The 24,076-nt window shown below is 70.7% G+C and carries 21 protein-coding genes and 1 tRNA gene; 13 read left to right on the forward strand and 9 right to left on the reverse strand.

All coding sequences use genetic code 11. The features are described from left to right. The first annotated feature begins 68 nt into the window (after positions 1-68). The 4 genes from dnaX (at position 69) to ppsA (ending at position 5,615) form a co-directional block, all read left to right on the forward strand. Positions 69-1,958, forward strand: a complete 1,890-nt coding sequence (gene dnaX, locus VFZ70_17975) for a DNA polymerase III subunit gamma/tau (protein ID HEX6257704.1) — start codon at positions 69-71, stop codon at positions 1,956-1,958. Positions 1,959-2,018: 60 nt separating this feature from the next. Continuing rightward, positions 2,019-2,324 carry a YbaB/EbfC family nucleoid-associated protein gene (locus VFZ70_17980; protein HEX6257705.1) on the forward strand — a complete coding sequence of 102 codons (306 nt, stop codon included), beginning with the start codon at positions 2,019-2,021 and terminating at the stop codon, positions 2,322-2,324. Between the two features lie 55 nt (positions 2,325-2,379). Continuing rightward, complete coding sequence (gene recR, locus VFZ70_17985; GenBank protein HEX6257706.1) at positions 2,380-2,979, forward strand: recombination mediator RecR; 600 nt, start codon at positions 2,380-2,382, stop codon at positions 2,977-2,979. Between the two features lie 239 nt (positions 2,980-3,218). Beyond that, positions 3,219-5,615: a phosphoenolpyruvate synthase gene (gene ppsA / locus VFZ70_17990; protein ID HEX6257707.1), complete on the forward strand. Its 2,397-nt coding sequence runs from the start codon at positions 3,219-3,221 to the stop codon at positions 5,613-5,615. Between the two features lie 34 nt (positions 5,616-5,649). On the opposite strand, the gene VFZ70_17995 is transcribed toward ppsA, so the two are convergent. After that, positions 5,650-6,513 carry an NAD-dependent protein deacetylase gene (locus tag VFZ70_17995; protein HEX6257708.1) on the reverse strand — a complete coding sequence of 288 codons (864 nt, stop codon included), beginning with the start codon at positions 6,511-6,513 and terminating at the stop codon, positions 5,650-5,652. A 210-nt stretch (positions 6,514-6,723) separates the two neighbouring features. Between VFZ70_17995 and VFZ70_18000 the strand changes: the two genes are divergently transcribed. The 3 genes from VFZ70_18000 (at position 6,724) to VFZ70_18010 (ending at position 9,766) form a co-directional block, all read left to right on the forward strand. Further along, the gene (locus VFZ70_18000; protein HEX6257709.1) at positions 6,724-7,968 is read left to right on the forward strand and encodes an aspartate kinase; all 1,245 of its coding nucleotides are present in this window, start codon (positions 6,724-6,726) and stop codon (positions 7,966-7,968) included. A gap of 32 nt (positions 7,969-8,000) precedes the next feature. Continuing rightward, a complete protein-coding gene (locus VFZ70_18005; GenBank protein ID HEX6257710.1) occupies positions 8,001-9,035 on the forward strand; it encodes an aspartate-semialdehyde dehydrogenase in 1,035 nt (344 codons plus the stop codon). Between the two features lie 86 nt (positions 9,036-9,121). Next, positions 9,122-9,766, forward strand: a complete 645-nt coding sequence (locus VFZ70_18010) for a hypothetical protein (protein ID HEX6257711.1) — start codon at positions 9,122-9,124, stop codon at positions 9,764-9,766. Positions 9,767-9,845: 79 nt separating this feature from the next. On the opposite strand, the gene VFZ70_18015 is transcribed toward VFZ70_18010, so the two are convergent. The 8 genes from VFZ70_18015 to VFZ70_18050 all read right to left on the reverse strand — a co-directional run bounded on the left by VFZ70_18015 (position 9,846) and on the right by VFZ70_18050 (position 18,776). After that, positions 9,846-10,133: a MazG nucleotide pyrophosphohydrolase domain-containing protein gene (locus VFZ70_18015; protein ID HEX6257712.1), complete on the reverse strand. Its 288-nt coding sequence runs from the start codon at positions 10,131-10,133 to the stop codon at positions 9,846-9,848. Positions 10,134-10,209: 76 nt separating this feature from the next. After that, positions 10,210-11,769, reverse strand: coding sequence for an alanine/glycine:cation symporter family protein (locus VFZ70_18020; GenBank protein ID HEX6257713.1), 1,560 nt, complete (start codon positions 11,767-11,769; stop codon positions 10,210-10,212). A 132-nt stretch (positions 11,770-11,901) separates the two neighbouring features. Next, positions 11,902-11,979: transfer RNA gene (locus VFZ70_18025), tRNA-Pro, on the reverse strand. Between the two features lie 36 nt (positions 11,980-12,015). Beyond that, a complete protein-coding gene (locus VFZ70_18030; protein ID HEX6257714.1) occupies positions 12,016-12,921 on the reverse strand; it encodes a metallophosphoesterase in 906 nt (301 codons plus the stop codon). A 31-nt stretch (positions 12,922-12,952) separates the two neighbouring features. Beyond that, entirely contained in the window at positions 12,953-15,223 is a 2,271-nt protein-coding gene (locus tag VFZ70_18035) for a transglycosylase domain-containing protein (GenBank protein ID HEX6257715.1), read from the reverse strand. 327 nt (positions 15,224-15,550) lie between these two features. Further along, entirely contained in the window at positions 15,551-16,603 is a 1,053-nt protein-coding gene (locus VFZ70_18040; protein ID HEX6257716.1) for an NlpC/P60 family protein, read from the reverse strand. Between the two features lie 62 nt (positions 16,604-16,665). Next, positions 16,666-17,793, reverse strand: a complete 1,128-nt coding sequence (locus VFZ70_18045) for an ArsA-related P-loop ATPase (GenBank protein HEX6257717.1) — start codon at positions 17,791-17,793, stop codon at positions 16,666-16,668. Then, positions 17,790-18,776: an ArsA-related P-loop ATPase gene (locus VFZ70_18050; GenBank protein HEX6257718.1), complete on the reverse strand. Its 987-nt coding sequence runs from the start codon at positions 18,774-18,776 to the stop codon at positions 17,790-17,792. The genes VFZ70_18045 and VFZ70_18050 overlap by 4 nt, the downstream gene beginning before the upstream one ends. A 142-nt stretch (positions 18,777-18,918) precedes the next feature. Between VFZ70_18050 and VFZ70_18055 the strand changes: the two genes are divergently transcribed. The 6 genes from VFZ70_18055 to VFZ70_18080 all read left to right on the forward strand — a co-directional run bounded on the left by VFZ70_18055 (position 18,919) and on the right by VFZ70_18080 (position 24,023). Next, positions 18,919-20,361 carry an NfeD family protein gene (locus tag VFZ70_18055; protein ID HEX6257719.1) on the forward strand — a complete coding sequence of 481 codons (1,443 nt, stop codon included), beginning with the start codon at positions 18,919-18,921 and terminating at the stop codon, positions 20,359-20,361. A gap of 125 nt (positions 20,362-20,486) precedes the next feature. Beyond that, the gene (locus tag VFZ70_18060; protein ID HEX6257720.1) at positions 20,487-20,624 is read left to right on the forward strand and encodes a hypothetical protein; all 138 of its coding nucleotides are present in this window, start codon (positions 20,487-20,489) and stop codon (positions 20,622-20,624) included. Beyond that, positions 20,621-21,103, forward strand: coding sequence for a RidA family protein (locus VFZ70_18065; GenBank protein HEX6257721.1), 483 nt, complete (start codon positions 20,621-20,623; stop codon positions 21,101-21,103). Before VFZ70_18060 ends, VFZ70_18065 begins: the two co-directional genes overlap by 4 nt. Positions 21,104-21,132: 29 nt before the next feature. Next, the gene (locus tag VFZ70_18070; GenBank protein HEX6257722.1) at positions 21,133-22,704 is read left to right on the forward strand and encodes an acetolactate synthase large subunit; all 1,572 of its coding nucleotides are present in this window, start codon (positions 21,133-21,135) and stop codon (positions 22,702-22,704) included. Positions 22,705-22,797: 93 nt separating this feature from the next. After that, positions 22,798-23,061, forward strand: coding sequence for a hypothetical protein (locus tag VFZ70_18075; GenBank protein HEX6257723.1), 264 nt, complete (start codon positions 22,798-22,800; stop codon positions 23,059-23,061). A gap of 71 nt (positions 23,062-23,132) precedes the next feature. Then, positions 23,133-24,023, forward strand: coding sequence for a universal stress protein (locus VFZ70_18080; protein ID HEX6257724.1), 891 nt, complete (start codon positions 23,133-23,135; stop codon positions 24,021-24,023). The last annotated feature ends 53 nt before the right edge of the window (positions 24,024-24,076 follow it).

A 24,076-nucleotide genomic window follows, 5' to 3' on the forward strand; every position in this document is an offset into this window, starting at 1 on the left:
TTCCCCGTACCTATTCGTCCGTCCGGTAGCGATCATGGCGTGGACATCGGCGGATGCTCCGAGGTGCCATGGCCCACGTCTCGCTCTACCGCAAGTACCGGCCACAGACCTTCGCCGAGATCGTCGGCCAGTCCCACGTCACCGAGACGCTGTCGCAGGCGATCACCGAGGACCGGCTGCACCACGCGTACCTGTTCACCGGGCCGCGTGGCACCGGCAAGACGTCGACCGCGCGCATCCTGGCCAAGGCCGTGAACTGCGTGCAGGGTCCGACGCCGTCGCCGTGCAACGTCTGTGGGCAGTGCACGGCGATCACCAACGGCTCCAGCGTGGACGTCATCGAGATCGACGCGGCCAGCCACGGCGGCGTCGACGACGTGCGCGAGCTCCGGGAGCGGGTGGCGTTCGCGCCGGCGTCGGCGCGCATGAAGGTCTACATCGTCGACGAGTGTCACATGCTGTCGACGGCGGGATGGAACGCGTTCCTCAAGACCGTTGAGGAGCCGCCGGACCACGTGCTGTTCGTGTTCGCCACCACCGAGCCGCACAAGGTGCTGGCCACCATCCTGTCGCGCACCCAGCGCTTCGACTTCCGGCGCATCGACGCCGGCACGTTGGCGGCACGGGTGGAGCACATCGGGGAGCGCGAACAGGTCTCGTTCGACACGGGCGCCGTGGCCCTGATCGTGCGCGCCGGCGACGGCAGCGCGCGCGACACCGAGTCGGTGCTCGAACAGGTCCTGGCGTTCACCGGCCCCAAGGTCACGGTCGAGGGAGTCGCCGAGGTCCTCGGGACCACCGACGAGGACCTGTTGGCCGACATGGCCACCGGCATCGCGGCGGGCGACGTCGCGGCGCTGTGCAGGCTGGTGCAGCGGTTGGCCGACAGTGGCCACGACCTGCGGCAGTTCGCGCGCGACGCGACGGAGCACCTGCGGTCGCTGTTCCTCATCCAGGTCGCGCCCGACGCGGACCTGGTCCCTGGCACACCCGAGCGGCTCACGCGTCTGCGCACGCAGGCCCAGCGGCTCGGCCGGATCGAACTGCTGCGCGCCGTCGACCTGCTGGCTGAGTGCCAGGCGCAGATGCGCCGTGGCAACACCCGGCTGCCGTTGGAGCTCGCGCTCGCGAAGTCCGCGCTCCCCGAGGCGTCGGGTGACGCCGCTGCACTCGCTGCGCGGCTCGACCGCCTGGAGCGACGCAGCGGCGTCGATGACGCACCCCGGGCTGTCGGCGCACCGTCACTGTCCGACGCTCCGGCGGGTGGCGACGGCGAGCGGGTGGACGAGGCGCGGACGGCAACGGCGCCCTCCACACCCGCGGCGCCGGAATCCACCGTCGGCGCCACCGCGGAGCTGACGTCCGACCCCGGGCGTCGGAACGCGGACGACGCCGCCGGCGCGGCGAATCCCGCGTCCGCGGGACCGGCTCCGGCCGCGGTGGCGGACGAGGAACCGTCGACGCCGGCCACCGCGGCGCCCCCGTCGTCTGCCGCTGCGACGTCGGGTGATGGTGACGGCGTCGACCTCGATCTGCTCAAGCGGTCGTGGCCCGCCGTGCTCGACCGCGTCAAGCGCCAGAAGGTCCGCTGGCACGCTCTGGTGTCGATGAGCAGACCCGTCGCGCTCGACGGTCAGACCGTGACGCTGGAGTTCCGGCCCGGTCACCAGTTCCATGCCGGAGAGTGCGGGGGCGCCGACGGTCAACGCGTCATCGGCGGCGCGATCCACGACGTGATCGGAGTGCGGGCCCGTCTGCGGTGCGTGGTCGCCTCCGACAATGGCGACACGGGTCCCTCCACCGAGGACGCCGAGGCGGCCGAGGTCGCTGAACGTGAGGCCATGGAGGCGTCGGGGGAGCTGCCCGACGAGGAGGAACTGCGTCAGCAGGCGATCGAGACGTTGCGGCGCAACCTCGGCGCCACCGTCGTCGACCTCGGCGGAGCGGGCGCGGGGTAGGCTGTTGGCCATCGGCCGCCCGGCGGTCGCCGGCGATTCGACGAGCGGTAGGCACACCTCATGAACCAGATGCTGCAACAGGCCCAGGCACTGCAGCGCAAGCTCGCCAAGGCGCAGGAGGAGATCGCGCAGGTCGAGGTCACCGGCAGCGCCGGCGGCGGCACCGTCAACGCCGTCGTCACCGGCGCGGGCGACCTGACCAGCATCGAGATCGCGCCCGATGCCGTCGATCCCGACGACGTCGAGATGCTCCAGGACCTGGTGGTCGCGGCGGTCAACGATGGGTTGCGCCGCGCCCGGGAGCTCGAGCAGGAGAAGTTGGGCAGCCTCGCTGGTGGTCTCGGTCTGCCGCCGGGGCTGATCTGAGCGGGCGGTCCGGCCGGTGGGCGGGCGCACACGGCGCCCGTAGGCGTAGGGCATCGTGAGCATCTATGAGGGTCCGATCCAGGACCTGATCGAGGAGCTGGGCCGACTGCCCGGCGTCGGTCCGAAGAGCGCCCAGCGCCTGGCGTTCCATCTGCTGCAGGTCGACATCGAAGACGCCGAACGTCTCGCCGACGCCATCCGGAACGTCAAGCAGAAGGTGAAGTTCTGCGACCGTTGCTACAACGTCAGCGAGCTCGCCGAGTGTCGCATCTGCCGTGACGCACGACGTGACCCCACCGTCCTGTGCGTCGTCGAGGAACCCCGGGACGTCCTCGCGATCGAGAAGACCGGAGAGTTCCGAGGCCGCTACCACGTCCTCGGCGGGGCCATCTCGCCGATCGACGGGATCGGCCCGGAGCAGTTGCGGGTCCGTGAGCTCGTGGCACGCATCGGCACCGAGGACGTCGGCGAGGTTGTCCTGGCCACCAACCCGAACATCGAGGGCGAGGCGACCGCCAGCTACCTGTCCAAGCTGCTGAAGAGCATGGATCTGCAGGTCAGCCGGATCGCGTCGGGTCTGCCGGTCGGCGGCGATCTCGAGTACGCGGACGAGATCACCCTCGGTCGCGCGTTCGCCGGCCGCCGATCACTCTGACGTCCCGCGGCCGCGATCGCGACCGCGGAGCGTGTGGAACGTTGCTTCCACCGCCGATCAGATGGTGTGGTGACGAATGACATCCCACAGGCGCCTGCCCGAGTGTGCCCGACTGTGCCCGGATCTGTGGATCTGCCCCTGTTGGTACAGGCGGATCGGCGTTACGGTGCAGCCAGGGTGACCGGCGTCGCAGACACTCGATCGGCGCGACGCGAGGGACGCGGTGAGAGGAGCCTGCGATGGGTCAGCTGGTGCGGCCGTTGGACGAGTTCGGATGGGACGACGTCGACGTCGTCGGCGGCAAGAACGCCTCGTTGGGCGAGATGCTCTCGGGCCTGAAAGAGCAGGGTGTGCGGGTTCCTGAGGGCGTGGCGATCACGGTCGAGGGCTACCGTCGCTACGTCGAGGAGAACGGCATCGGTGACCTCATCGCCGAAGCGACGGCGATCCTGCGCGAGGACGAGGACCGCGTCCGCGACGTCGGTCAGCGACTGCGCCGGGCCGTCGGGCGGGGGCACTTCCCCGACGAGTTGGCCGCCGAGATCGCGAAGGCCTACGACGACCTGTGCGAGCGCTACGGCATGGCCGAGGTCGACGTGGCGGTGCGCAGCTCGGCGACGGCGGAGGACCTGCCGGATGCCAGCTTCGCCGGGCAGCAGGAGACCGTGCTGAACGTCACGGGCCAGGAGGACCTGCTCGACTCGGTGCGCTTCTGCTACACGTCGCTGTTCACCGACCGTGCCATCGTCTACCGCGCCAGGCACGGGTTCGACGAGTCGGACGTGTCGCTGTCGGTCACCATTCAGAAGATGGTGCGGTCCGGCCGCGCCTGCTCGGGGGTGATGTTCACGCTGGAACCCGATACGGGGTTCCCCGACGTCGTGGTCATCAACGGCTCGTGGGGTCTGGGCGAGCAGATCGTCGCCGGTCACGTCGAACCCGACGAGTGGGTGGTCTTCAAGCCCGGGCTGGACGGCACGACGCCCGACGGACTTGCGCGTCGTCCGATCATCGACCGGGTGCGCGGGTCGAAGCTGACCAAGATGGTCTACGCCACCGGCGAGGCCGCGGCGACCAAGGTCGTCGACACCCGCCGGCGCGAGCGCGAGACGTACGTGCTGTCCGACGACGAGGTGCTGCAGCTCGCGCGGTGGGCGACCGCGATCGAACGGCACTACAGCCGGCCGATGGACGTCGAGTGGGCCAAGGACGGCGAGTCCGGTGAGCTGTTCGTCGTGCAGGCCAGGCCCGAGACGGTGCAGTCACGTGTCGGCGCGGGTGCACTGACCAGCTACCGCGTCGAGACCGACGAGACTCCGGTGGTGCGCGGGATCGCGGTCGGCAGTGCCGTCGCGACCGGCAGGGTGCGCGTGCTGACCAGCGCCGAGGATGCCGATGAGTTCGAGGACGGCGACGTGCTGGTCACCGAGATGACCGACCCCGACTGGGGGCCGATCATGGCGCGGGCGAGCGCGATCGTGACGGACCGGGGCGGGCGGACCGCCCACGCGGCGATCATCAGCCGCGAGCTGGGCCTGCCGGCGGTGGTGGGCAGCGATGACGCGACACGTGTGCTGGAGGACGGCGAGGTCGTCACGGTCTCGTGCGCCGAGGGCGACGCTGGTCTGGTGTACAGGGGTGAGGTGCAGTGGGTCGAGGACGCAATCGACGTGTCTGACATCCCCGAGACCGACACCAAGGTGATGTTGATCCTGGCGTCGCCGGGTGCGGCGATGCGGTGGTGGCAGCTGCCGGCTGACGGTGTCGGCCTGGCGCGCATGGAGTTCATCGTCAACGACCACATCCAGGTCCACCCGATGGCGCTGGTGCGCTTCGACGACGTCGAGGACCGCAAGGTCCGCAAGCACATCGAGAAGCTGGCCGTCGGCTACGACGACCTGCGCGCGTACTTCGTGGACCGGCTCGCGATGGGCATCGGGCGGATCGCGGCGTCGCGTCACCCCGACCCGGTGGTGGTGCGCACGAGTGACTTCAAGAGCAACGAGTACGCCGATCTGATCGGTGGACGTCAGTTCGAGCCGGAGGAGTCGAACCCGATGCTGGGCTGGCGGGGCGCCAGCCGGTACTACATGGAGGGCTACCGGGAGGCGTTCGCGTTGGAGTGTCGGGCGCTCAAGCGGGTGCGCGAGGAGATGGGGTTGGACAACGTCATCGTCATGCTGCCGTTCGTGCGCACCCTGGAGGAGGCTGACCGTGTCCTGGAGGTGATGGCCGCCGAAGGGCTGCGCCGCGGTGAACACGGCTTGAAGGTGTACGTGATGTGTGAGATCCCGTCCAACGTGTTGCTGGCCGACGAGTTCGCTGACCGGTTTGACGGGTTCTCGATCGGGTCGAACGACCTGACCCAGCTCGTGCTGGGTGTGGATCGTGATTCGGGGCATCTGGCACACCTGTTCGACGAGCGCAACCCCGCGGTGCGCAAGGCGATCAGCACGGTCATCGAGGCCGCGCACGCCAAGGGTCGTGTGGTCGGGATCTGCGGGCAGGGTCCCAGTGATCATCCGGATCTGGCGGCGTTCCTGGTCGAGTCGGGCATCGACTCGATCTCGGTCAATCCGGACGCCCTGCTGTCGACCCGCCAGAACGTCGCCAAGTGCGAGGCCACCCGGACGTGACGCCGCCGGGCGCGGCGAATGTGTCGGGGTGGTGTCAGCCTGCGACGCTCGTCGGGCGCGTCCCGGCGGCGGGATGGGCGCGGAGAAGGTCGACCAGGCGGGGCAGCACGTCGCCGAGGCCGGCGTCGATGCGGACCCGCGCGTCGTCGTCGCCACGCGTCGGCCCGCGGTTGACGATCGCGACCGGCGTGCCCAGCGTGCGGGCGCGGATGATGAAGCGGTACCCCGACATCACCGTCAACGACGATCCGACGACCAGCAGCGCCCGCGCGGTGTCGGCCATGCCGAAGCAGCGGTCGACGCGGGCGCGCGGCACGGACTCACCGAAGAACACGACGTCGGGCTTCAGCACGCCGCCGCACGTGGTGCAGCCCACCACGCGGAAGTCGCGCTCGGCGTCGGTCGCCAGGTCGGCGTCGCCGTCCGGGGCGACCTGCGTCGCACGCGCGGCGAAATCGGGGTTCGCGTCGTCGAGGCGCTCGCCCATCTCGCGTCGTGACCGGCGGCGCCCGCAACCGAGGCAGACGGTGCGCGCCAGGTTGCCGTGCAACTCGACGACGTTGCTGCTGCCGGCCGCACCGTGCAGCCCGTCGACGTTCTGGGTGATCAGTCCCGACGCCCAGCCGTCACGCTCCAGCGCCGCCACCGCGGTGTGCCCGGCGTTCGGGCGCGCACGGCGCACGTGACGCCAACCGACCTGGCTGCGCGCCCAGTAGCGGCGTCGCGCGCTGCTGTCGGCGACGAACTCGCGGTACGTGATGGGCGCGGTCCGCCGCCGGGCGCCGTCGGGACCGCGGTAGTCGGGAATGCCCGAGTCGGTGGAGATGCCGGCGCCGCTCAGCACCACGATCCCACGGTTCGTGACGAGCCTCGCCAGCTGTCCGATCGCCTGCTCCACGCCACGAGGGTACGTCCGGGTCGCACGCCCGTCCGCGCGCGGTCACGATGACGGCACCGATGCGACGGCGTCGTCTCACGGTCGGCCATGCCGCCAGGCGCACGGGACCTGGCGGGGTCGTTAGCATTGTGCGGGCCGCGCCGCGCCGTCACGTGCCGGCGCCGCTGGATGTCTGGCAGCTCAAGGAACGCTGGAGACCTGGATCGTCCCGTGATCGTAGTGCAGAAGTACGGCGGAACGTCGATGGCCGACACCGACCGCATACGCAGGGTCGCCCAGCGCATCGAGCGTGTGGCGCGAGCCGGCAACGGCGTCGTGGTGGTCGTCTCGGCCATGGGACAGACCACCGACGAGCTGGTGCGTCAGGCCCACGAGCTCAGCCCTCGACCCCCCGGCCGTGAGCTCGACATGCTGCTGACGGCCGGCGAGCGCATCTCGATGTCGCTGCTGGCCATGGCGATCCACGAGCGTGGGTTCACCGCACGCAGCTTCACCGGCAGCCAGGCCGGCATCATCACCGACGCCGTGCACGGCAAGGCGCGCATCCTGGACATCACACCCGGGCGGATCACCGATGCGCTCGACGGCGGTCACATCGTCATCGTCGCCGGCTTCCAGGGCGTGTCGCGCGAGTCCAAGGACGTGACGACGCTCGGGCGTGGGGGAAGCGACACGACCGCGGTGGCGCTCGCCGCCGCGCTCGATGCGCCGATATGCGAGATCTACACGGACGTCGACGGCGTGTACACCGCCGACCCGAGGATCGTGCCCGACGCGCGCCGGCTCCGCGAGACGTCGCACGAGGAGATGCTCGAGCTCGCGGCCTGTGGCGCGAACGTGTTGCAGGTGCGCAGTGTGGAGTACGCACGCAATCACGGCGTCGACATTCACGTCCGCAGCTCGTTCAGCTGGCAGGACGGCACCTGGGTCCGGAGGGCCGCAACCATGGAGCAACCGATCATCTCGGGCGTCGCCCACGACACGAGCGAGGGCAAGCTCGTCATCCGTGGCGTCCCGGACAAGCCCGGCGTCGCCGCACAGATCTTCACCGCGTTCGCAGACGTGAACATCAACGTCGACATGATCGTCCAGAACGTCGGCGACGACGGAACGACCGACATCTCGTGCACGCTGCCCAGGGACGAGGGGCCGCGCGCGCTCCATCTCCTCGAGCAGATCTCGTCGGAGATCGGCGCGCAGGAGGTCGCCTTCGACGAGCAGGTCGCGAAGGTCTCGTTGGTCGGCGCCGGCATGAAGACCCATCCCGGTGTGGCGGCCGCGATGTTCCGCGCACTGAGCGAGGCCGGCGTGAACATCGAGATGATCTCGACGTCGACGATCCGGATCTCGGTCGTCGTGCGCCGCGACGACGCCGAGACGGCCGTCAACGCGATCCACGAGCACTTCGGCCTCGCACGCGAGGTCGGCGCGGCCGGCGAGACCTCGGTGCACTAGGACCACCAGCCAGGCGACACGAGGAACGGCACATGGGACGCACGATCGCGGTGGTCGGAGCCACCGGCGCTGTCGGGCAGGATCTGCGGCGGTTGCTGCTGCGCCGCCACGTGGACCATGACGATGTCGTGCTCATCGCATCCGAGCGGTCCGCGGGGCGTCGCCTGGCGTTCGGCGACCGTGAGGTCGCGGTGCGGGCGCTGAGCGAGCCTGGCGTGTTCGACGGGGTCGACATTGCGTTGTTCTCGGCCGGCGGAGGTCGCTCCCGCGAGTACGCGCCGCAGGCTGTCGCCGCGGGGGCGCTCGTGGTCGACAACTCGTCCGCCTGGCGCATGGACCCCGACGTGCCGCTCGTCGTGACCGAGGTCAACCCGGACGCCCTGGATGGCATGCGCAAGGGCATCGTGGCGAACCCGAACTGCACGACCATGGCGGCGATGCTGCCGCTCAAGGCGCTGCACGACGAGTTCGGCCTGACAGCGATGGTCGCCACCAGCTTCCAGGCGGCGGGCGGGGCGGGACAGCAGGGGATGGACGAGTTGCTCGCCCAGGTTCCCACGCTGCTCGCTGAGCCGGAGCTGTTGCGCCGGGACGGCGCTGCAGCGGCCAAGCTCGTCGAACATCGCGTCCACGCCGCGGCGCTGGCGTTCAACGTCGTCCCATGGCTCGGCTCGCACGTCGATTCGGGTTACTCCGACGAGGAGATGAAGCTGCGCAACGAGTCGCGCAAGATCCTCGGGCTGCCCGACCTGGCGGTGTCACCCACCTGTGTGCGGGTTCCGGTGATGGCCGGGCATGCGATCCAGGTTCGCGCGACGTTCTCCTCGCCCGTCGACGTGGATCGCGCGACGTCGGTGATGGCCGCGTTCCCCGGCCTCGAGATCGCCGACCTGCCGACCCCCCTCGAGTGGGCGGGTCGCGACGAGGTCGCCGTGGGACGCATCAGGCCGGACCTGACCGACCCTCGCGCGCTCAACTTCTTCGTGGTCGGAGACAACCTGCTCAAGGGCGCCGCGCTCAACACCGTCCAGATCGCCGAGTTGCTCATCGAGCGCGGGGCGGTGTAACCTTCCTCCACAGAGAAGGTTAACCTACCCTTAGTTGTGACGGATCGGTGGGACCGGGTCGCAAGGGGTCGATGTGGAGACGGTTCATGAGGTTGCGGATTCTGGCGGTTGCCCTGCTGTTGCTCGGAGCGTGCAGTGGCGCCGACGAGGGCGTCCGCACGATCGGTAGCGAGTCCGGATCGGGCAGTGGCTCGGCGTCCGGGTCGAGCTCGGCGTCGGGAGTGGAGTCCGAGGGCGCCGCATCCGCTTCGGGTGTCGAGAGCGACGGCGCGTCGTCGTCGGCGAGCGGGTCGTCGTCGGCGAGCGGGGCGTCGTCCGCCGTCGACGACGACGCCGAGGTCGCGTGCGCGCCGCCCAGCGAGCCGTCGGACCAGGCGATCGCGGTCACGCTGACCGAGTGGGAGATCGGCGTGCCGACGCAGGTGCCGTCAGGCACCGTGACCGTCACTGCCGGCAACATCGGTGGCGAGCCCCACGAGGTCGTGATCGTCCGCGCCGACGACCTGGACGGCCTGCCGGTGGCTGACGGACAGGTCCAGGAGGACGAACTGCCCGAGGGCGCGTTCATCGGTGAGATCGAGAGCTTCGCCGCAGGTGATACCTGCTCGGGCACCTTCGAGCTACCACCGGGCGACTACGTCTTCTTCTGCAACATCGTGGAGGAGGAGTCCGATGGCACGCTCGAGAGCCACTATGAGGAGGGCATGCGGACGTCCGTGACGGTCGGCTGACCGGGCTCGGACCGACCCCGCGGCGTCGGTCCGAGCGCGACCACCTCACGGTGGGACGCGTATGGCGCCGCCTGTCGCGTCAGTCGCGGTCGCAGCGGCACGGCATGACCCGGCACCGCGGGCACCCGTCGGCGTATCGCTGCGCGGCCTCGGCCAGGTCCACGCCCGTCAGGTCGGCCAGCGACGCCAACCAGGCCAGCACGTCGGCGAACTCCACGGTGCGGTCCTCGTGTGCCCCACGGAACACCGCGCGCGACAGCTCACCGCACTCCTCGGTGAACCACGCGAACGTCCGCGCCGCCCCGCGCTGGCGGTCGCGTTCGCCGTAGATGGTGCGCATCTGTGCCTGGAATGCGGCGATGTCCATGTGGCGGGAGGTTAGCGCCGACGCGACTCGGGAGCCGGACGGCCGAGGCGGTGGACCGGCTCCCCGGAGCGCGGGATCAGGCGCTGGCTTCGGCCTGCTCCTCGGCGTAGGTCTTCATCTCACCCGACTGGTAGGCGTTCCAGTACTCGCGGAGATCTTCGCGGATCTCCTTCGCGTAGAAGAACAACCCCAGCACGTTGGCCAGTGGCATGAGGAAGATCAGCGCGTCCATGAGCGGCACGACGTTCTCGAGCGCCAGGGAGGCGCCGACCACGACGGCGATCAGGAAGATGATCTGGAACCCGCGCACGACCAGCGTGCTCTCACCGAACAGGTAGTTGGCCGCCTTCACGCCGTAGTACGACCACGAGATCATGGTCGAGAAGGCGAAGAGGATGACCGCGATCGCGAGCACCGACGGGAACCACGGGATCCGTTGCGCGAACGCCTCCGATGTCAGGCTGACGCCCTCCACCTCGTCGCCGGCGCCCTCGTACACGCCGGTGATGACGATGATCAGCGCAGTGGCGCTGCAGATGATGACGGTGTCGATGAACGGCCCCAGTTGGGCGACGAAGCCCTCGCGGATGTGCAGGTCGGTCCTGGCGGACGAGTGGGCGATGGCCGCCGACCCCAGACCGGCCTCGTTGGAGAAGGCCGAGCGCTGGATGCCGACGACGAGCGCACCGATGAAGCCGCCGGCGACGCTGGCGCCGGTCATCGCTCCGGAGAAGATGCGCCAGAGCGCGGTCGGCAACTCGGTGATGTTGAGCACGATGATCACGGCCGCGGCCAGCAGGTAGATGCCCGCCATGAACGGCACCAGCTTCTCGGTGACGCGGGCGATGCTCTTGATGCCACCGATGATCACGATCCCGACGATGGTGGCGAAGATCAACCCGAAGGCCCAGGCGTTGTTGCCGAAGAAGCTGTCCTCGCCGGCGATCTCCAGGAACTGCACGTAGGCCTGGTTGGTCTGGAACATGTTGGCGGCGCCGAGTCCGCCGCCGATGGTCGCCACGGCGAAGAAGGCGGCGACGGCCTTGGCCGCCCAGCTCGGGATCGAAGGGTACTTGTCGCTCAGACGGTCGATGTAGTACATGGGCCCGCCGGATACGTGCCCGTCCTCGAACTCGTTGCGGTACTTCACCCCCAGCGAGCACTCGACGAACTTGGTCGACATGCCGAAGAAGGCGGCGACGACCATCCAGAACGTCGCGCCCGGACCACCGATCGAGACCGCGACTGCGACGCCGGCGATGTTGCCGAGGCCGACCGTCGCCGACAGTGCGGTCATCAGGGCCTGGAAGTGCGTCGTCTCTCCGGGATCGTCAGGGTCGTCGTACGCGCCGCGCGTGACCTCGATCGAGTGCCGGAATCCGCGCAGGTTGATGAACTTGTTGTAGACCGTGAAGAAGATGGCGCCGCCGAACAGCCAGACGACGATCAGCGGGAGCGACGTCTCACCGATCGGGACCGCATAGAACACGACCCCCGCCGCGAACTCGGCGACGGGCCCGAGCGTGTCGTTGACCGCCTTGTCGACGCCACTCTGCTCCTGGCCCGCATGCGCAGCGGGCGCCAGCAGCAGCAGCCAGCCGATCGTCAGCAGACACAGGTTTCCGACACGTCTCATCGACAGCCCCGTTCGTTCGACCGGTGTAGTTCTAACCCGTTCGAACGAATCTGAAAAGGCCTGCTTGCGTCGCATTGCGTCGAGGGTGGCCGTCGGCGTGTCGCCCTCGACCACCGGTTCGACTCTCTGATGTGGTCGGGATGCCGGGATTTGAACCCGGGGCCTCCACGTCCCGAACGTGGCGCGCTAACCAAGCTGCGCTACATCCCGTGTGCGCGTACAGGGTAGCCCGCTCACCCGGCAGGCTCAAAGCGCGAAGGGCTCCTCGGCTCGCACGGGAACCAGGTCCAGGATGCTGGCCTCCGGTCGGCAGGCGAACCGCACGGGTGCGAAGCGCGACGTGCCCAGACCAGCGGAGACGTGAAGCCACATGTGGTCCGCGTAACGCGTCGCGCCGCGCGCCATGTGCAGCGGCAGGTCGCAGTTGTCGACGAGTGCGCCGACGAAGGGCACCCGCACCTGACCGCCGTGGGTGTGACCCGCCAACGTGAGGCCGAACCCCTCGTCGGCGAAGCGATCGACGACGTCCGTGTACGGCGAGTGCACGACGCCCAACCGCAGCGGCAGGGGATCGGGCGGCGGCGCCCAGTCGATCTGCTCCGGGCTGTCGGCGCCGATGTGCGGATCGTCCAGGCCGACGACGTCTATCTCGCCCGCGGACGTCGGCACGGTGATCCGCTCGTTGCGGAGCACGTGCCACCCGGCCTCTTTGAGCCCCACGACCAGCCGCTCGGTGTCGAGCGGCGTTCCCGGGTGTCGGCGCGTGGGTCCCGCGAAGTAGCGCAGCGGATTGCGGACGACCGGCTCATGGCGATCGTTGGAGCCGAGGACGGCGATAGCTGGACGGTCAGCGCTGATCGTCGCGAGCAGGTCCACGGCATCGTCGATCGCGTCGTGATGGCCGAGGATGTCACCGGTCACCACCGCCAGATCGGGCCCGTGCGCGAGGCTGCCGCGGACGAACCGCGCCATCCGCCGGTCGTCGGGGACCAGATGGAGGTCCGAGAGGTGCAGGATCCGGAGCGTGCTGGCGTCCGGTCCGCTCAGAACCGGCAGCGTCCCGTGGCGGAGCACGAACCACCGCCGCTCGATCAGACCCCAGGCCAGGCCGGCGGTCGCGGCGGTCGCGGCCGTCCGGATCAGGCGCCTCATGTCTCAGCCTCCGTCAGCATCGACGGTGTCACTACGGCTCGTCGCGCCCGCCACCGTTGCCGGGCCGGAACTTGAACGGCGAGTCGTCGGTCGTCCCATCCGGATCGAGATCCGGGTCCGGATCCGGCCCGGGACCGGGACCGGGTTGCAGGTTCAACGGGCCCTGCTGTTGTTGCTCCTGCAGCGGATCGGGCGCCTCCTCCTCGGGAGGTTCCTCCACGATACCCACGCCGTCCGAGACGGCGAGGCTCACTGCGCTTCCGAGCTCGAGCTCCTCGCCGGCGGCGGGGCTCTGGCCCACGACGGTGCCCACGGGCGCCCGGTCGGAGACCACCGCGCGCGCCACCGTGAACCCTGCATCGGTGAGCGTCGCCGTCGCCTGGTCGACGTGCATGCCGGTCACCGATGGCACGGGTGCGGCCGGCGGTGGCGGCGGCGGCGGGAAGTCCTCCAGTGGCAGGTCCAGCTCGGCGATCGCCTCGGCCATGAAGCGCTGCCACAGCATCGTCGGTAGGCAACCACCGGTCACCTCGCCGCAGAGCGGGTGCACCAACTTCTCCTGCAACTCGTGTCCCACCCAGGTCGCCACCGACATCTGAGGGATGTACCCGACGAACCAGGCGTCGTAGTAGTCGGTGGTGGTTCCCGTCTTCCCGGCGGCCGGACGGCCGATCTGTCCATTGGCGCTCGCCGTGCCGTTCTCCAACGGGCCGCGCAGCAGGCTGGTGGCCTGGTGCGCCACGTCTTCCTCGATGACCTGCTTGCAGCCGCCGTTCCTGCGGCGCAGCACCTTGCCCGAACGATCCCGGATCTCGCTGACGGCGTGCGGGCGGCACCGCACGCCGTCGTTGGCCAAGGTCGCGAAGGCGCCGGCCATCTCGGCGGGGTAGACCTCCTTCGATCCCAGCACCAGCGAGCAGACCGGGTCGAGGTTGCTGCGGATCCCCATCCGTTTGGCGGTGTCGGCCAGCGCGCTCGGTCCCCCCGCGATGTCCATGAGGTGCAGGAAGTAGGTGTTGCTCGACGTCGCGGTCGCCTGCGGCATCTGCTGGTAGCCGAGGTCGGCATCGCCGTAGTTGCGCACCTCGTACGAGGGGCACTGCGGGGACTCCGACGTGAACGTCGACGTCGACTCGAAGCCGTGCGTGATGGGCACGTCGTGCTCGAGCGCGGTCACGACCTCGAATGCCTTGAACGTCGAGCCGGGCTGGCGCCCCGTCCCGCCGAGCCCCGGGACCGCCGGGTTGACCGTCGTCCGCCGGGGACCGTTGCCGTAGCGCTCCGGTCCGACCGCGGCCGTGAGCATGTCGCCGGTCTTCGGGTCGATCGCCACGATCGATGCGAGCGGATCGGTGCGCGGCTCGTCGAGTAGATCGCGGATGGTGCGTTCGGCGATGCGTTGGAGCCGCAGGTCGAACGTCGTGCGGATCCGCAGACCCTCGTTGAGGACCGTGTTCCAGCGCTTCTGGGGCGAGTCGCCGAGCCGGGCGTCCCGCTCGAGCTCGCGGCGGAGCACGTCCACGAGGAACGGCGAACTGTTCTTCGCGCGGTCGCTCAGCCGCAGGTTCAGTTTGCTACGGGCGGCGCGGCGCGCCTGCCGCCGCGTGATTATGTCCTGCTCGACCATCTGGTCGAGCACGACGGTCCGGCGGGCGAGCGCGTTCTCGGGTTCGTCGACCGGGTTGTTGCGTTCGGGCGAGCGGATGATGCCGGCGAGCAGCGCGGCCTGCGCGAGGTTCAGCTTGCGCACGGGCTTGCGCCAGTAGTACTCGGCGGCGGTGGCGATGCCGTACACGCCGTTGCCGAAGTAGGTGTCGTTGAGGTACATCTCGAGGATCTCGCGCTTGCCCCGGCGCCGCTCGAGCTGGCTCGCGTAGACCGCTTCGGTGATCTTGCGGTTCAGCGACTGCTCCCCGCCGACGACCCGGTTCTTCACCAACTGCTGCGTGATCGTCGATCCACCGCCGGCGATCTCGCCGGAGCTGGCGTTGAGCGCCGCGGCACGCATGATCGCGGACCAGTTGACGCCCTCGTGCTCCCAGAAGCTCTGGTCCTCTGTGGCGAGGACGGCGTTGATGACGTGGTCGGGTACGCGTTGGAGGGAAACCGAGCGCCGGTTCTCGACCTCGAGCGTGGCCAGGCGACGGCCCTCGCGGTCGATGACGACGCTGCGTTCGGGCGGGTCGGCCAGCTCGTCCGGCAGGGGCGGGATGTCGGTGACACGGTCACCGGCCGCATTCACCGCCGCCGCGAGTGCCGCCAACGCGGGCACGCCGAGCAACAGCAGCAGGGCGACGCCCATGGTGACGACCCCCAGGGGCCCGCCGGGAGCTGTGCGGCGTCGGCGACGTGGCCGGCGCCCCGATGGCGTCGGCCTGGGTGGCGGCTGCGTCGGCGCCGGTCGCGGCGCCCCCTGTCGCCGCAGCGGGGGGTCGTACGTCTGCAATCCCATGCGCGTCCTGGACCGTCCGATGGCCGCACGGTCGAAGTCGGGATCATACCGTCCCGGTCGGCGAGCGGGACGTGGCGGAATGGGCAGGTAGGCAGACCACAGCACCCGGCGAGCCGGGACTCCGCAATGGGCGGTCTACGCCGCCGATGGTCGACGCCGGACGGGCGCGTGCTCAGCTCATGGACGTCCAGCGCCGACGTAGTTGGAGCGGTCGATGGAGGTCACGCGAACCGTGTACCCGGTGCGCGGTGCGTCGACCATCTGCCCGTTGCCGATGTAGATGCCGACGTGGTGGATCGGGCTGCCGTAGAACAACAGGTCGCCGGGCTGCAGGTCGCTGTGCGACACCCTGCTGGTCGCGTTGTACTGCATGCCGGAGTTGTGCGGCAGGTAGACGCCGGCCGCCGCCCATGCCGAGCTGGTCAGGCCGGAGCAGTCGTACGAGTCCGGGCCCGAGCCACCCCAGCTGTACGGCTTGTCCAACTGGGCGAGCGCGAACTGCACGGCGGTCGCCGCGTTCCCCGACGCCGCGGCGGGCGCCGGGACCTGTGAGGTCGTCTCGGCCGTGGCCTGCTGCTGACCCGCCTCGCGCGCCTGCTCCTGCTCGAGCCGCTCGACCTCTGCGGCGAGCTCGCCGATGGTGTCCTCTTCGGCCTCGACCTTCTCGCGCGTCCGGTCGCAGCTGCGCTGGGCCTCGGCCTCCGCCTCGGCCGCGGCCTGCTGCGTGGTCTCCAGGACGTCGGCATCGGCGGTCAGGCGGTCGCGTGCGGCGGTGTAGCGCTCGACCGATGTGGTCCGCGCGTCCTGGGTGATGTCGAGCCAGGCGACCCGCTCCGCGTAGTCGGCGAGGCTGCCGGCCGTGACCGACAGGCTGTTCAGCTGGCGGCCGGCGGAGCGGTCCTTATACAGCTGCGCCACGACCTCGCTGTACTCGACGCGCACCGACGCGAGGCGCTTCTCGGTCCGTCGGTAGCGTGTGCGGTTGTCGGCGACGGCCTGGTCGGCGGCCTTGCGTTGCTCCCGCCGCAGGTTGCACTCCTCGATCTGGATCTCCAGCTCGCGGCTGAGCGCGTCGAGTCGTTCCCGTGCCTCGGCGAGCTCCTGCTGTGGCGGCTGGGCCAGGGCCGGATGTCCAACCATGAGCACAACGAGCATGACGATGATGGCAAGTGGTGAGAGGGGCCCTCGCATGACCTGTCGCATGTCGTCGACGAACGTGACGGGCCTCACGTTCGCGCATCAGCGGCGGGCGCACACCTGTCCGATGCTGTCCACACGGGAAGCTTCGGTGGTCAGGGGACCAGTTGATCCGCGATCCATCGCAGGCCGGCGACGTCGTGCACGTCGCTGTCCGCCAGCGGGACCTGGACGAGCACGCCGGGGTCGAGGCCGCGCAGTGCGGCGGTGATGGCGTGCTGCTGCCTGGCCGCCACCTCGCGCGCGTCGAGCGCCAGCTCGACGAGGCCGGCGACGGCCCGCTCGACGTCGTCGTCATGATCCAGGCCGGCTGCGATCGCTGTGAGCTCGTCGGCCGGCGTGGTCGCGAGCGCGCCCGCGGGGGGTGGCGTGACCCTGTTGACGACGACGCCCGCCGTCGGCATCCCGTCGCGGGCGAGCCGGCGGAGGAAGTACGCAGCCTCCCGCAGCGGCGGTGGTTCGGGCGCGCTGACGACGACGAACGCCGAGTCGGGGCGTTGCAGCAGCTGGTAGACCGACTGGGCACGGGACTTGAAGCCGTCGTACATGCCTTCGAACGACTGGAAGAAGTCGGCGAGGTCCTCGAGCACCAACGCGCCTGTGATGCGCGACGCCGCGCGCATGAACAGCCCCGTGCCGACGCCGACGGCGCGGGTCGCGAACCGACCGGCGGTCAGCCCCGGCGTCAGGAACATCTTGAGGAACCGGCCCTCGAGGAAGTCGGTCAGCCGGCGCGGCGCGTCCAGGAAGTCCAGCGCGTTGCGCGTGGGCGGCGTGTCGATGACGATGCAGTCGTACGTGCGGGCCTCGTGCAGGTCGTACAGCTTCTCCATCGCCATGTACTCCTGCGTGCCCGCCAGCGAGGCCGACAGCTGCTGGTAGAAGCGGTTGTCGAGGATCCGCTGCACGCGGTCCGGGCTGGTCGCGTGCCGTTCGACGATCTCGTCGAACGTCCGCTTCATGTCGAGCATCATCGCGTCGAGCCCGACCACGTCGGGCACCGGATGGGCCCTGGTGTCGAGCTGCGACAGCCCGAGTGACTGCGCGAGCCGGCGCGCCGGGTCGATCGTGAGCACGATCGTGCGACGCCCGCGTCCGGCGGCCTCGATCGCCAGCGCCGCTGCCGTCGTGGTCTTGCCGACGCCGCCGGCGCCCGTGCACACGATGACGTGCCGCTCGTCGATCACGGACGACAGTGAGCGCGCCGTGGCCGCGTCCGTCATGCGGTCACGTCCGGCTCGATCGCGGCGGTGATGTGATCCGCCAGCAGCGACACCTCCGTCTCGGCGAACGTCCGGGTGGCCAGGTACGGCAGTTCGAAGACTCCCACGTCGACCCGGTCGCGCAGCGCCGCGCGCATCGTGTCCTGCAGCGCCAGGCGTCGCACGTGGTTGTCCCCGAGCACGCGCAGCGCCGTGATCGATGTGTCATCGTCGATGGCGGTGCCGTCCAGCGTCGACCGCAGCACATCGGCCGCGATGCCGCCCTCGACGACCTTGGCGGCCGCCTCGTCGAACCGGCTGCGCAGCACGCGGTTGGCGATCACCGGGTTCAGCTCGACGCCGAGCCCGGTGAGCGCCTCGGCGCTGTCGGCGGTCTCGGCCACCGGCATCTCCTCGAGCAGCGTCACCAGCTGCAGGCGGAGGCGGTTCGGGTCGCACAGCAGGTCGATCAGCGACTGCGCCTGCTCCCGGATCGGGCCCACGCGGACCAGCTCGGTTGTCGCCTCCGGCGCGCGCAGGAAGTTCACGATCCGCCCCGTCGGCGGCGCGTCGACCACGATCAGGTCGTAGACGAACCGCCCGTCGGGATCCCGGCGCCGCTCCATCTCCTTGACCTTGCCGATCAGCAGCACGTCCTTGATGCCGGGGGCGGCCGTGGTGGCGAACTCGACCGCCGTCGAGTTGACGACCAGCTTGGACAGCCGGCGCGCTCCGTAGAACATCGCCAGGTACTCGGCCAGCGACGCCTCAGGATCGATCGACAGGCCGAACAGGTCCTGTCGGATCTCCCGCTCGTCGAACCCCCACGGCTCCGTGTTGAACAGCGCCCGCATGGTCTGGCGGCCCTCCACCTCGACCAGGCACGTGCGCCGTCCGCTGCGCACGCCGGCGATGGCGAGCGCCGCGGCGACGGTCGACTTGCCGACGCCACCCTTGCCGGTGACCAGCAGCACCCGTGGGTCCAACAGCGCTCTGGCGTCCACTTGGTCGGGAACCTTTCGGCTGGCGGTCGGCTGGGCGGTCACGGTGATCCGCGGCGTGGATCGGGCCGTGTCCAGTGTCGCGCGCCGCACCGGACCTCGCCTCCACGGCCGTCGCCGACGCGTCGGGCCTATAGTTGGGCGGGTGACTGGCAACCGCACCGTGGTACGTCGCCGGTTGCGGGGCCTTGTGCTGCTGACGATGCTGCTCGCGCTCGCGCACACCGCCGCCGCCGCCCAGACCACGGACCCCAAGATCGACATCCTGCAGGTCGACGGCGCGCTCGACGGCACCGTCGCCCGCTACATCGACGACTCCCTCGACATGGCGGCCGCCGAGGACGTCGAGGTGGTCGTGCTGCAGCTGTCGACGCCGGGCACGCTCGACGTGCCGGTCGAGCGCTTCACGGACGCGATCCGCTCCAGCCCGGTGCCGGTCGTGGTGTGGGTCGGCCCGCCCGGCGCCAGGGTGACCGGCGGGGGCGTGCAGGTGGCCGCCGCCGCCGACGTGCTGGCGCTGGCACCCGGCGCCGTCCTCGGAGGTGCCGTGCCGGCGGATCTCGGCGACGATCCGACCCCGGCGGACCGCGACCGGATCGCGGCGACGCTGACCGGGCTGGCCAGCGAGCGCGGCCGCGACGCGACACTGCTGTCCGCGTTCGCCACGGATGACGCCGCCGTCGTCGTGACCCCCGACCCGTCGACCGCGCTCAGCGACGACGCGGCACTCCCGGTGGCCGTCGACCCCGACCGGGTCGAGGTGCTGGACGAGCAGCGCGCGCTCGCGGACGGACCCGCCGACGTCGTCGCAGGGACCCTCCCCGAGCTGCTGTCGCAGCTCGACGGCCTGGACGTCGACCGCGTGGACGGCTCGTCGACGCGCCTGACGGTTGATCCGACCACCTCGACGATCCGCTTCAACAACCAGGACCTGCTCGGTCGTCTGCTGCACACGGTGTCGACACCCACCCTGGCCTACCTGCTGCTGGTCGGTGGGATCGTGTGCCTGCTGTTCGAATGGTTCCAGCCGGGGTTCGGTGTCGCGGGCATCAGTGGTGGCGTGCTCGCCGCCCTCGGCGTGTACGGCATGACCGTGCTGCCGACCCAGTGGTGGGCGTTCGCGCTGGTCGTCGCAGGTCTGGTCCTGCTGGCGCTCGACCTGGCGATCGCGTCGCTCGGTCCGGTGACGGTGGCCGGAGCGGCCGCGCTCGCGGCCGGCTCCTGGTGGCTGTACGCGGGGCCCGGTGCGTTGCAGCTCGGCGGTTGGCTGGTCGCTGTCACGGTTGCGTCCGTCGTCATCTTCTTCGTCTTCGTCATGACGACCGTCCTCCGCGCCCAGGGCATGCAGACGCGGGCGGGCATGCAGGCGGTCATGGGCAAGGTCGGGGTCGTTCGCTCCGTGCTCAATCCGCAGGGCCATGTGTTCGTCGGCGGCGCGCTGTGGCGGGCACAGGCACCGCAGGGGCAAGGCCAGGTGCGCACGGGCGCCCAGGTGCAGGTCACGGGCATGGCCGACGAGCTCACGCTCCTGGTCGAACCGGTCGACACCGACGAACGGCAGCGCCAGCACGAGGTCGAGCGCGCCTGAGGCGGGCCGTCCGGCGTCGAGCGGCGTGCCCGGCGCACGGGCCGCCAGGCACCGGCGCGTGCGACCTGTCGCGGACGTGCGCTAGCGTCCCGGCTGATCCGCCGCCGACCAGAAGGGCCTGCGCCATGCAGCAGTGGGAGTACGCCACGGCACCGCTCATCAGCCACGCGCTCCAGGAGATCCTCAACAACTGGGGTGAGGAGGGCTACGAGCTCGTCACCGTCGTCGACAACGTCGCGTACTTCAAGCGGCCGAAGCAGTGAGCGACCACGCCGCCGCCGCCGGTCCGAGCCGTCGGCTGGCCGAGCTGGGTGTCACGCTGCCCGACGCGCCCGCGCCGGCAGCGGCCTACGTCGGTCACGTGGTCGACGGTGGCCTGATCTACACCGCCGGTCAGCTGCCGCTGGACGGTGGCGCGCTGCTGGCCGAGGGACGCGTCGGCGACACGGTCGACCTCGCGACGGCGCAACGGTGCGCGCGGCAGTGCGCGGTGAACGTGCTCGCGCAGGTCGTCGCCGCCGGTCACCGCCTCGAGGATGTGCGGCGCATCGTGAAGCTGACCGTGTTCGTCGCCAGTGCGGCGGGGTTCACCGACCAGCATCTGGTCGCCAACGGCGCGTCGGAGTTCCTCGGCGACGTCTTCGGCGACGTCGGGCGTCACGCACGGTCCGCGGTCGGCGTCGCACTGCTTCCACTGGGCAGTCCCGTCGAGATCGAGGCGCTGATCGCGGTCGGCGGCTGACCGTCGGCTGACGAGGCGCGGGCGGGCTGGTGAACGGCGCGGAGGCGCTGATGCGCACCCTCGTCGCCAACGGCGCCGAGGTCTGCTTCACGAACCCTGGAACCTCGGAGATGCACTTCGTCGCCGCGCTGGACGCGGTGCCACAGATGCGCGCCGTGCTCGCTCTGTTCGAGGGCGTCGCCACCGGCGCTGCGGACGGCTACGCACGGATGACGGGCGGGCCGGGCACCACCCTGCTGCACCTCGGACCGGGACTCGGCAACGGACTGGCCAACCTGCACAACGCCCGGCGCGGTGGCGTGCCGGTCGTGGCGATCGTCGGCGACCACGCCTCCTGGCACCGGGGCCGGGGCGCACCACTGGACTCCGACATCGCAACCGTGGCACGCAACGTGTCGACGTGGGTCCGAACGACGGCGTCGCCGGCGGACGTCGGCGACGACGTGGCCGCCGCGGTCACCGCGGCGCTGGGGCCACCCGGACAGGTCGCCACGTTGATCGTGCCCGCCGACGTCAGCTGGACCGACGGCGCCGCAGCGGGGTCGTCCGGCAGCGCACGACCCGTGCGTCCGTCCGTCGACGACGACCGTGTGGTCGCCGCGGCGCAGGCCCTGCGATCCGGTGCGCCCGCGCTGCTGCTGCTCGGTGGCTCGGTGCCCGCCGACGCGGCGGCGCGGGCCGCCGCGCAGCGTGTGGCCGCGGCGAGCGGTGCGCGCGTGCTCGCCGAGGTGTTCCCCACCCGCCAGGTCCGCGGCGCAGGCGTCGCTCCGCTCGAGCGCCTCGCCTACTTCCCCGAGCAGGCGCTCGCCCAGCTCGACGGCCTGGGCCGGATGATCCTCGTCGAGGCACCCGAGCCCGTGTCGTTCTTCGCCTACCCCGATCACGACGGGCGGCTGGTCGGCGACGACTGCATCGTCCACACGCTGGCCGCCGTGGGGGAGGACGGTCCGGCCGCGCTCGCGGCACTGGCCGCCGCCCTCGGGGCGGACGATGCGTCCGGCGCCGGCGCACCGGCCGGCTCGGACACCCGGCGACCCGACCCGCCGTCCGGACCGCTGCACGGCGCTGCGGTGGCGGCCGCCGTCGGCGCGCTGCTACCGGAGGGTGCCGTCGTGTCCGACGAGGCGTTGACCGGCGGCGCGCCGCTGCCGCGGGCCACGGCGGGCGCGCCACCGCACGACTGGCTCACCATCACCGGCGGCGCGATCGGCCAGGGTCTGCCGGTCGCCACCGGCGCCGCCGTCGCGTGTCCCGACCGCCCGGTCGTGTCGCTGCAGGCCGACGGGAGCGCCATGTACACGATCCAGGCGCTGTGGACCCAGGCACGCGAGAGCCTGGACGTCACCACCGTCATCTACGACAACGCCGCGTACGACATCCTCGCGATCGAGATGGACCGGGTCGGTGCCGGCGGCGGGCCGCGCGCCCGTGAGCTGTTCGACCTCTCCGGCCCTCGGCTCGACTTCGTCGCGCTCGCCGCGGGCATGGGCGTGCCGGCCACGCGCGTGGACACGGCCGACGACCTCGTCGTCGCCCTGGAACGGGCGCTCGCGACACCCGGTCCGTCATTGATCGACGCCGTCGTTTCCCGCATCGGTTGACGTGGTCGTCCCGACCGCCGCATCTGCGGCTTTCGCAATCGTCCGCCCGCACCTACGATCACGCCAGTCGGTCGAAAGGCGCGCAGATGAACCTTGCGACCTCCGTCAGGGTCAGGGATCGCCGCGGTCGCCCTCGTGCTCGCGGTCGGCACGCTGCTGCTCGGCGGTGTCGCACGGGCCCAGCCGTCGTCGGCCGGGTACGTGGTCGCGCTGCCGGATCAGATGCTGACCGGCGTGCCGTGGTGGCTGGCGCTTCCTGTGTCGGCGGCGGCCGTCGTGGTCGCGCTGGTCTGGATGGGCGGACCCGTCGTCGAGGCAACGGACGCGCTGATCGAACCGGCGACGGCGACCGCATGACCTGAACGCGCACTCCGTGGACGGCGTTCCGACGTCGCCCGCCCGACACGACCACGAAAGGACCCACGAAGATGAGCATCCTGGTAGGCGTCGACGGCTCCGAGCACGCCGACCGCGCGTTGGCCTGGGCGTTGCGTGAAGCAGCGCTGCGATCGGCGCAGGTCACCGTGATCAACGCCTTCCGCGTGCGCGAGCTCGCCGGCCCCCTCAACCGCGAGGAGCCGCACGACGAGGAGCGGGCCGAGGCGCGCAGGGTGGTCGAGGAGGCCCTCGGACGTGTGGGGAGCACGGCGCCCGGTGTCGACATCACGACGACCGCCGTGACTGGTCGGGCGGCGGCCGAGGCGATCCTGCACCACGGCCGCCACGCCGATCTGATCGTGGTCGGCAGCCGCGGGCTGGGAGGCTTCCCGGGGTTGCTCGTGGGCTCGGTGAGCCAGCAGGTCGCCGCGCACGCCGATGTGCCGGTGGCGGTGATCCCCGCCGGAGTGGAGATGACAGATGTCAGCGACGGCACCACGTCGATCGTCGTGGGCGTGGACGGCTCGGACAAGTCGATCCGTGCGCTGCGATGGGCGGTCGAGGAGGCCCGTCTGCGCGACGTCCCGCTGACGGCGGTGTACGTGTACCGGTCGCTGCGGGAGGGGTCGCCCTTCGACGCCTACGCCGACGTGGAGGAGTCGCAGCTCGAGGAGCTCGAGCGTCAGGGTGGCGGGACGGCGCTCGGCAAGCTCGACCGGCTGCTGTCCGACGCGGGCGACCTGTCGGACATCAAGATCGAGCGCGAGGTCGATCCGGGCTCGCCGGCGAAGGTGCTGATCTCCGACGCCGCGGACGAGTCGACGCTGCTCGTGGTCGGCAGCCGCGGGCACGGAGGCTTCAGTGGGCTGTTGCTCGGTTCGGTGAGCCAGCAGTGCCTGCACCACGCCAAGGGACCGGTGGTGGTCACGCCCATCGGCTGACGGACGGGCGGCCCGCGCCCCGCGGTGCAGCCTCGGAGCGCCCGGTCGCGGTG

It is taken from the genome of Euzebyales bacterium, from assembly GCA_036374135.1.
Lineage (GTDB): Bacteria > Actinomycetota > Nitriliruptoria > Euzebyales > JAHELV01 > JAHELV01.

What these genes read in the sequence shown, in the direction of transcription:
- VFZ70_18015 (HEX6257712.1), bottom strand. Translation starts at nt 10,133, where the DNA reads ATGGACATCGCCGCATTCCAGGCACAGATGCGCACCATCTACGGCGAA.
- VFZ70_17980 (HEX6257705.1), top strand. Translation starts at nt 2,019, where the DNA reads ATGAACCAGATGCTGCAACAGGCCCAGGCACTGCAGCGCAAGCTCGCC.
- ppsA (HEX6257707.1), top strand. Translation starts at nt 3,219, where the DNA reads ATGGGTCAGCTGGTGCGGCCGTTGGACGAGTTCGGATGGGACGACGTC.
- VFZ70_18045 (HEX6257717.1), bottom strand. Translation starts at nt 17,793, where the DNA reads ATGACGGACGCGGCCACGGCGCGCTCACTGTCGTCCGTGATCGACGAG.
- VFZ70_18005 (HEX6257710.1), top strand. Translation starts at nt 8,001, where the DNA reads ATGGGACGCACGATCGCGGTGGTCGGAGCCACCGGCGCTGTCGGGCAG.
- dnaX (HEX6257704.1), top strand. Translation starts at nt 69, where the DNA reads ATGGCCCACGTCTCGCTCTACCGCAAGTACCGGCCACAGACCTTCGCC.
- VFZ70_18080 (HEX6257724.1), top strand. Translation starts at nt 23,133, where the DNA reads ATGAGCATCCTGGTAGGCGTCGACGGCTCCGAGCACGCCGACCGCGCG.
- VFZ70_18060 (HEX6257720.1), top strand. Translation starts at nt 20,487, where the DNA reads ATGCAGCAGTGGGAGTACGCCACGGCACCGCTCATCAGCCACGCGCTC.
- VFZ70_18020 (HEX6257713.1), bottom strand. Translation starts at nt 11,769, where the DNA reads ATGAGACGTGTCGGAAACCTGTGTCTGCTGACGATCGGCTGGCTGCTG.
- VFZ70_18030 (HEX6257714.1), bottom strand. Translation starts at nt 12,921, where the DNA reads ATGAGGCGCCTGATCCGGACGGCCGCGACCGCCGCGACCGCCGGCCTG.
- VFZ70_18010 (HEX6257711.1), top strand. Translation starts at nt 9,122, where the DNA reads ATGAGGTTGCGGATTCTGGCGGTTGCCCTGCTGTTGCTCGGAGCGTGC.
- VFZ70_18035 (HEX6257715.1), bottom strand. Translation starts at nt 15,223, where the DNA reads ATGGGCGTCGCCCTGCTGCTGTTGCTCGGCGTGCCCGCGTTGGCGGCA.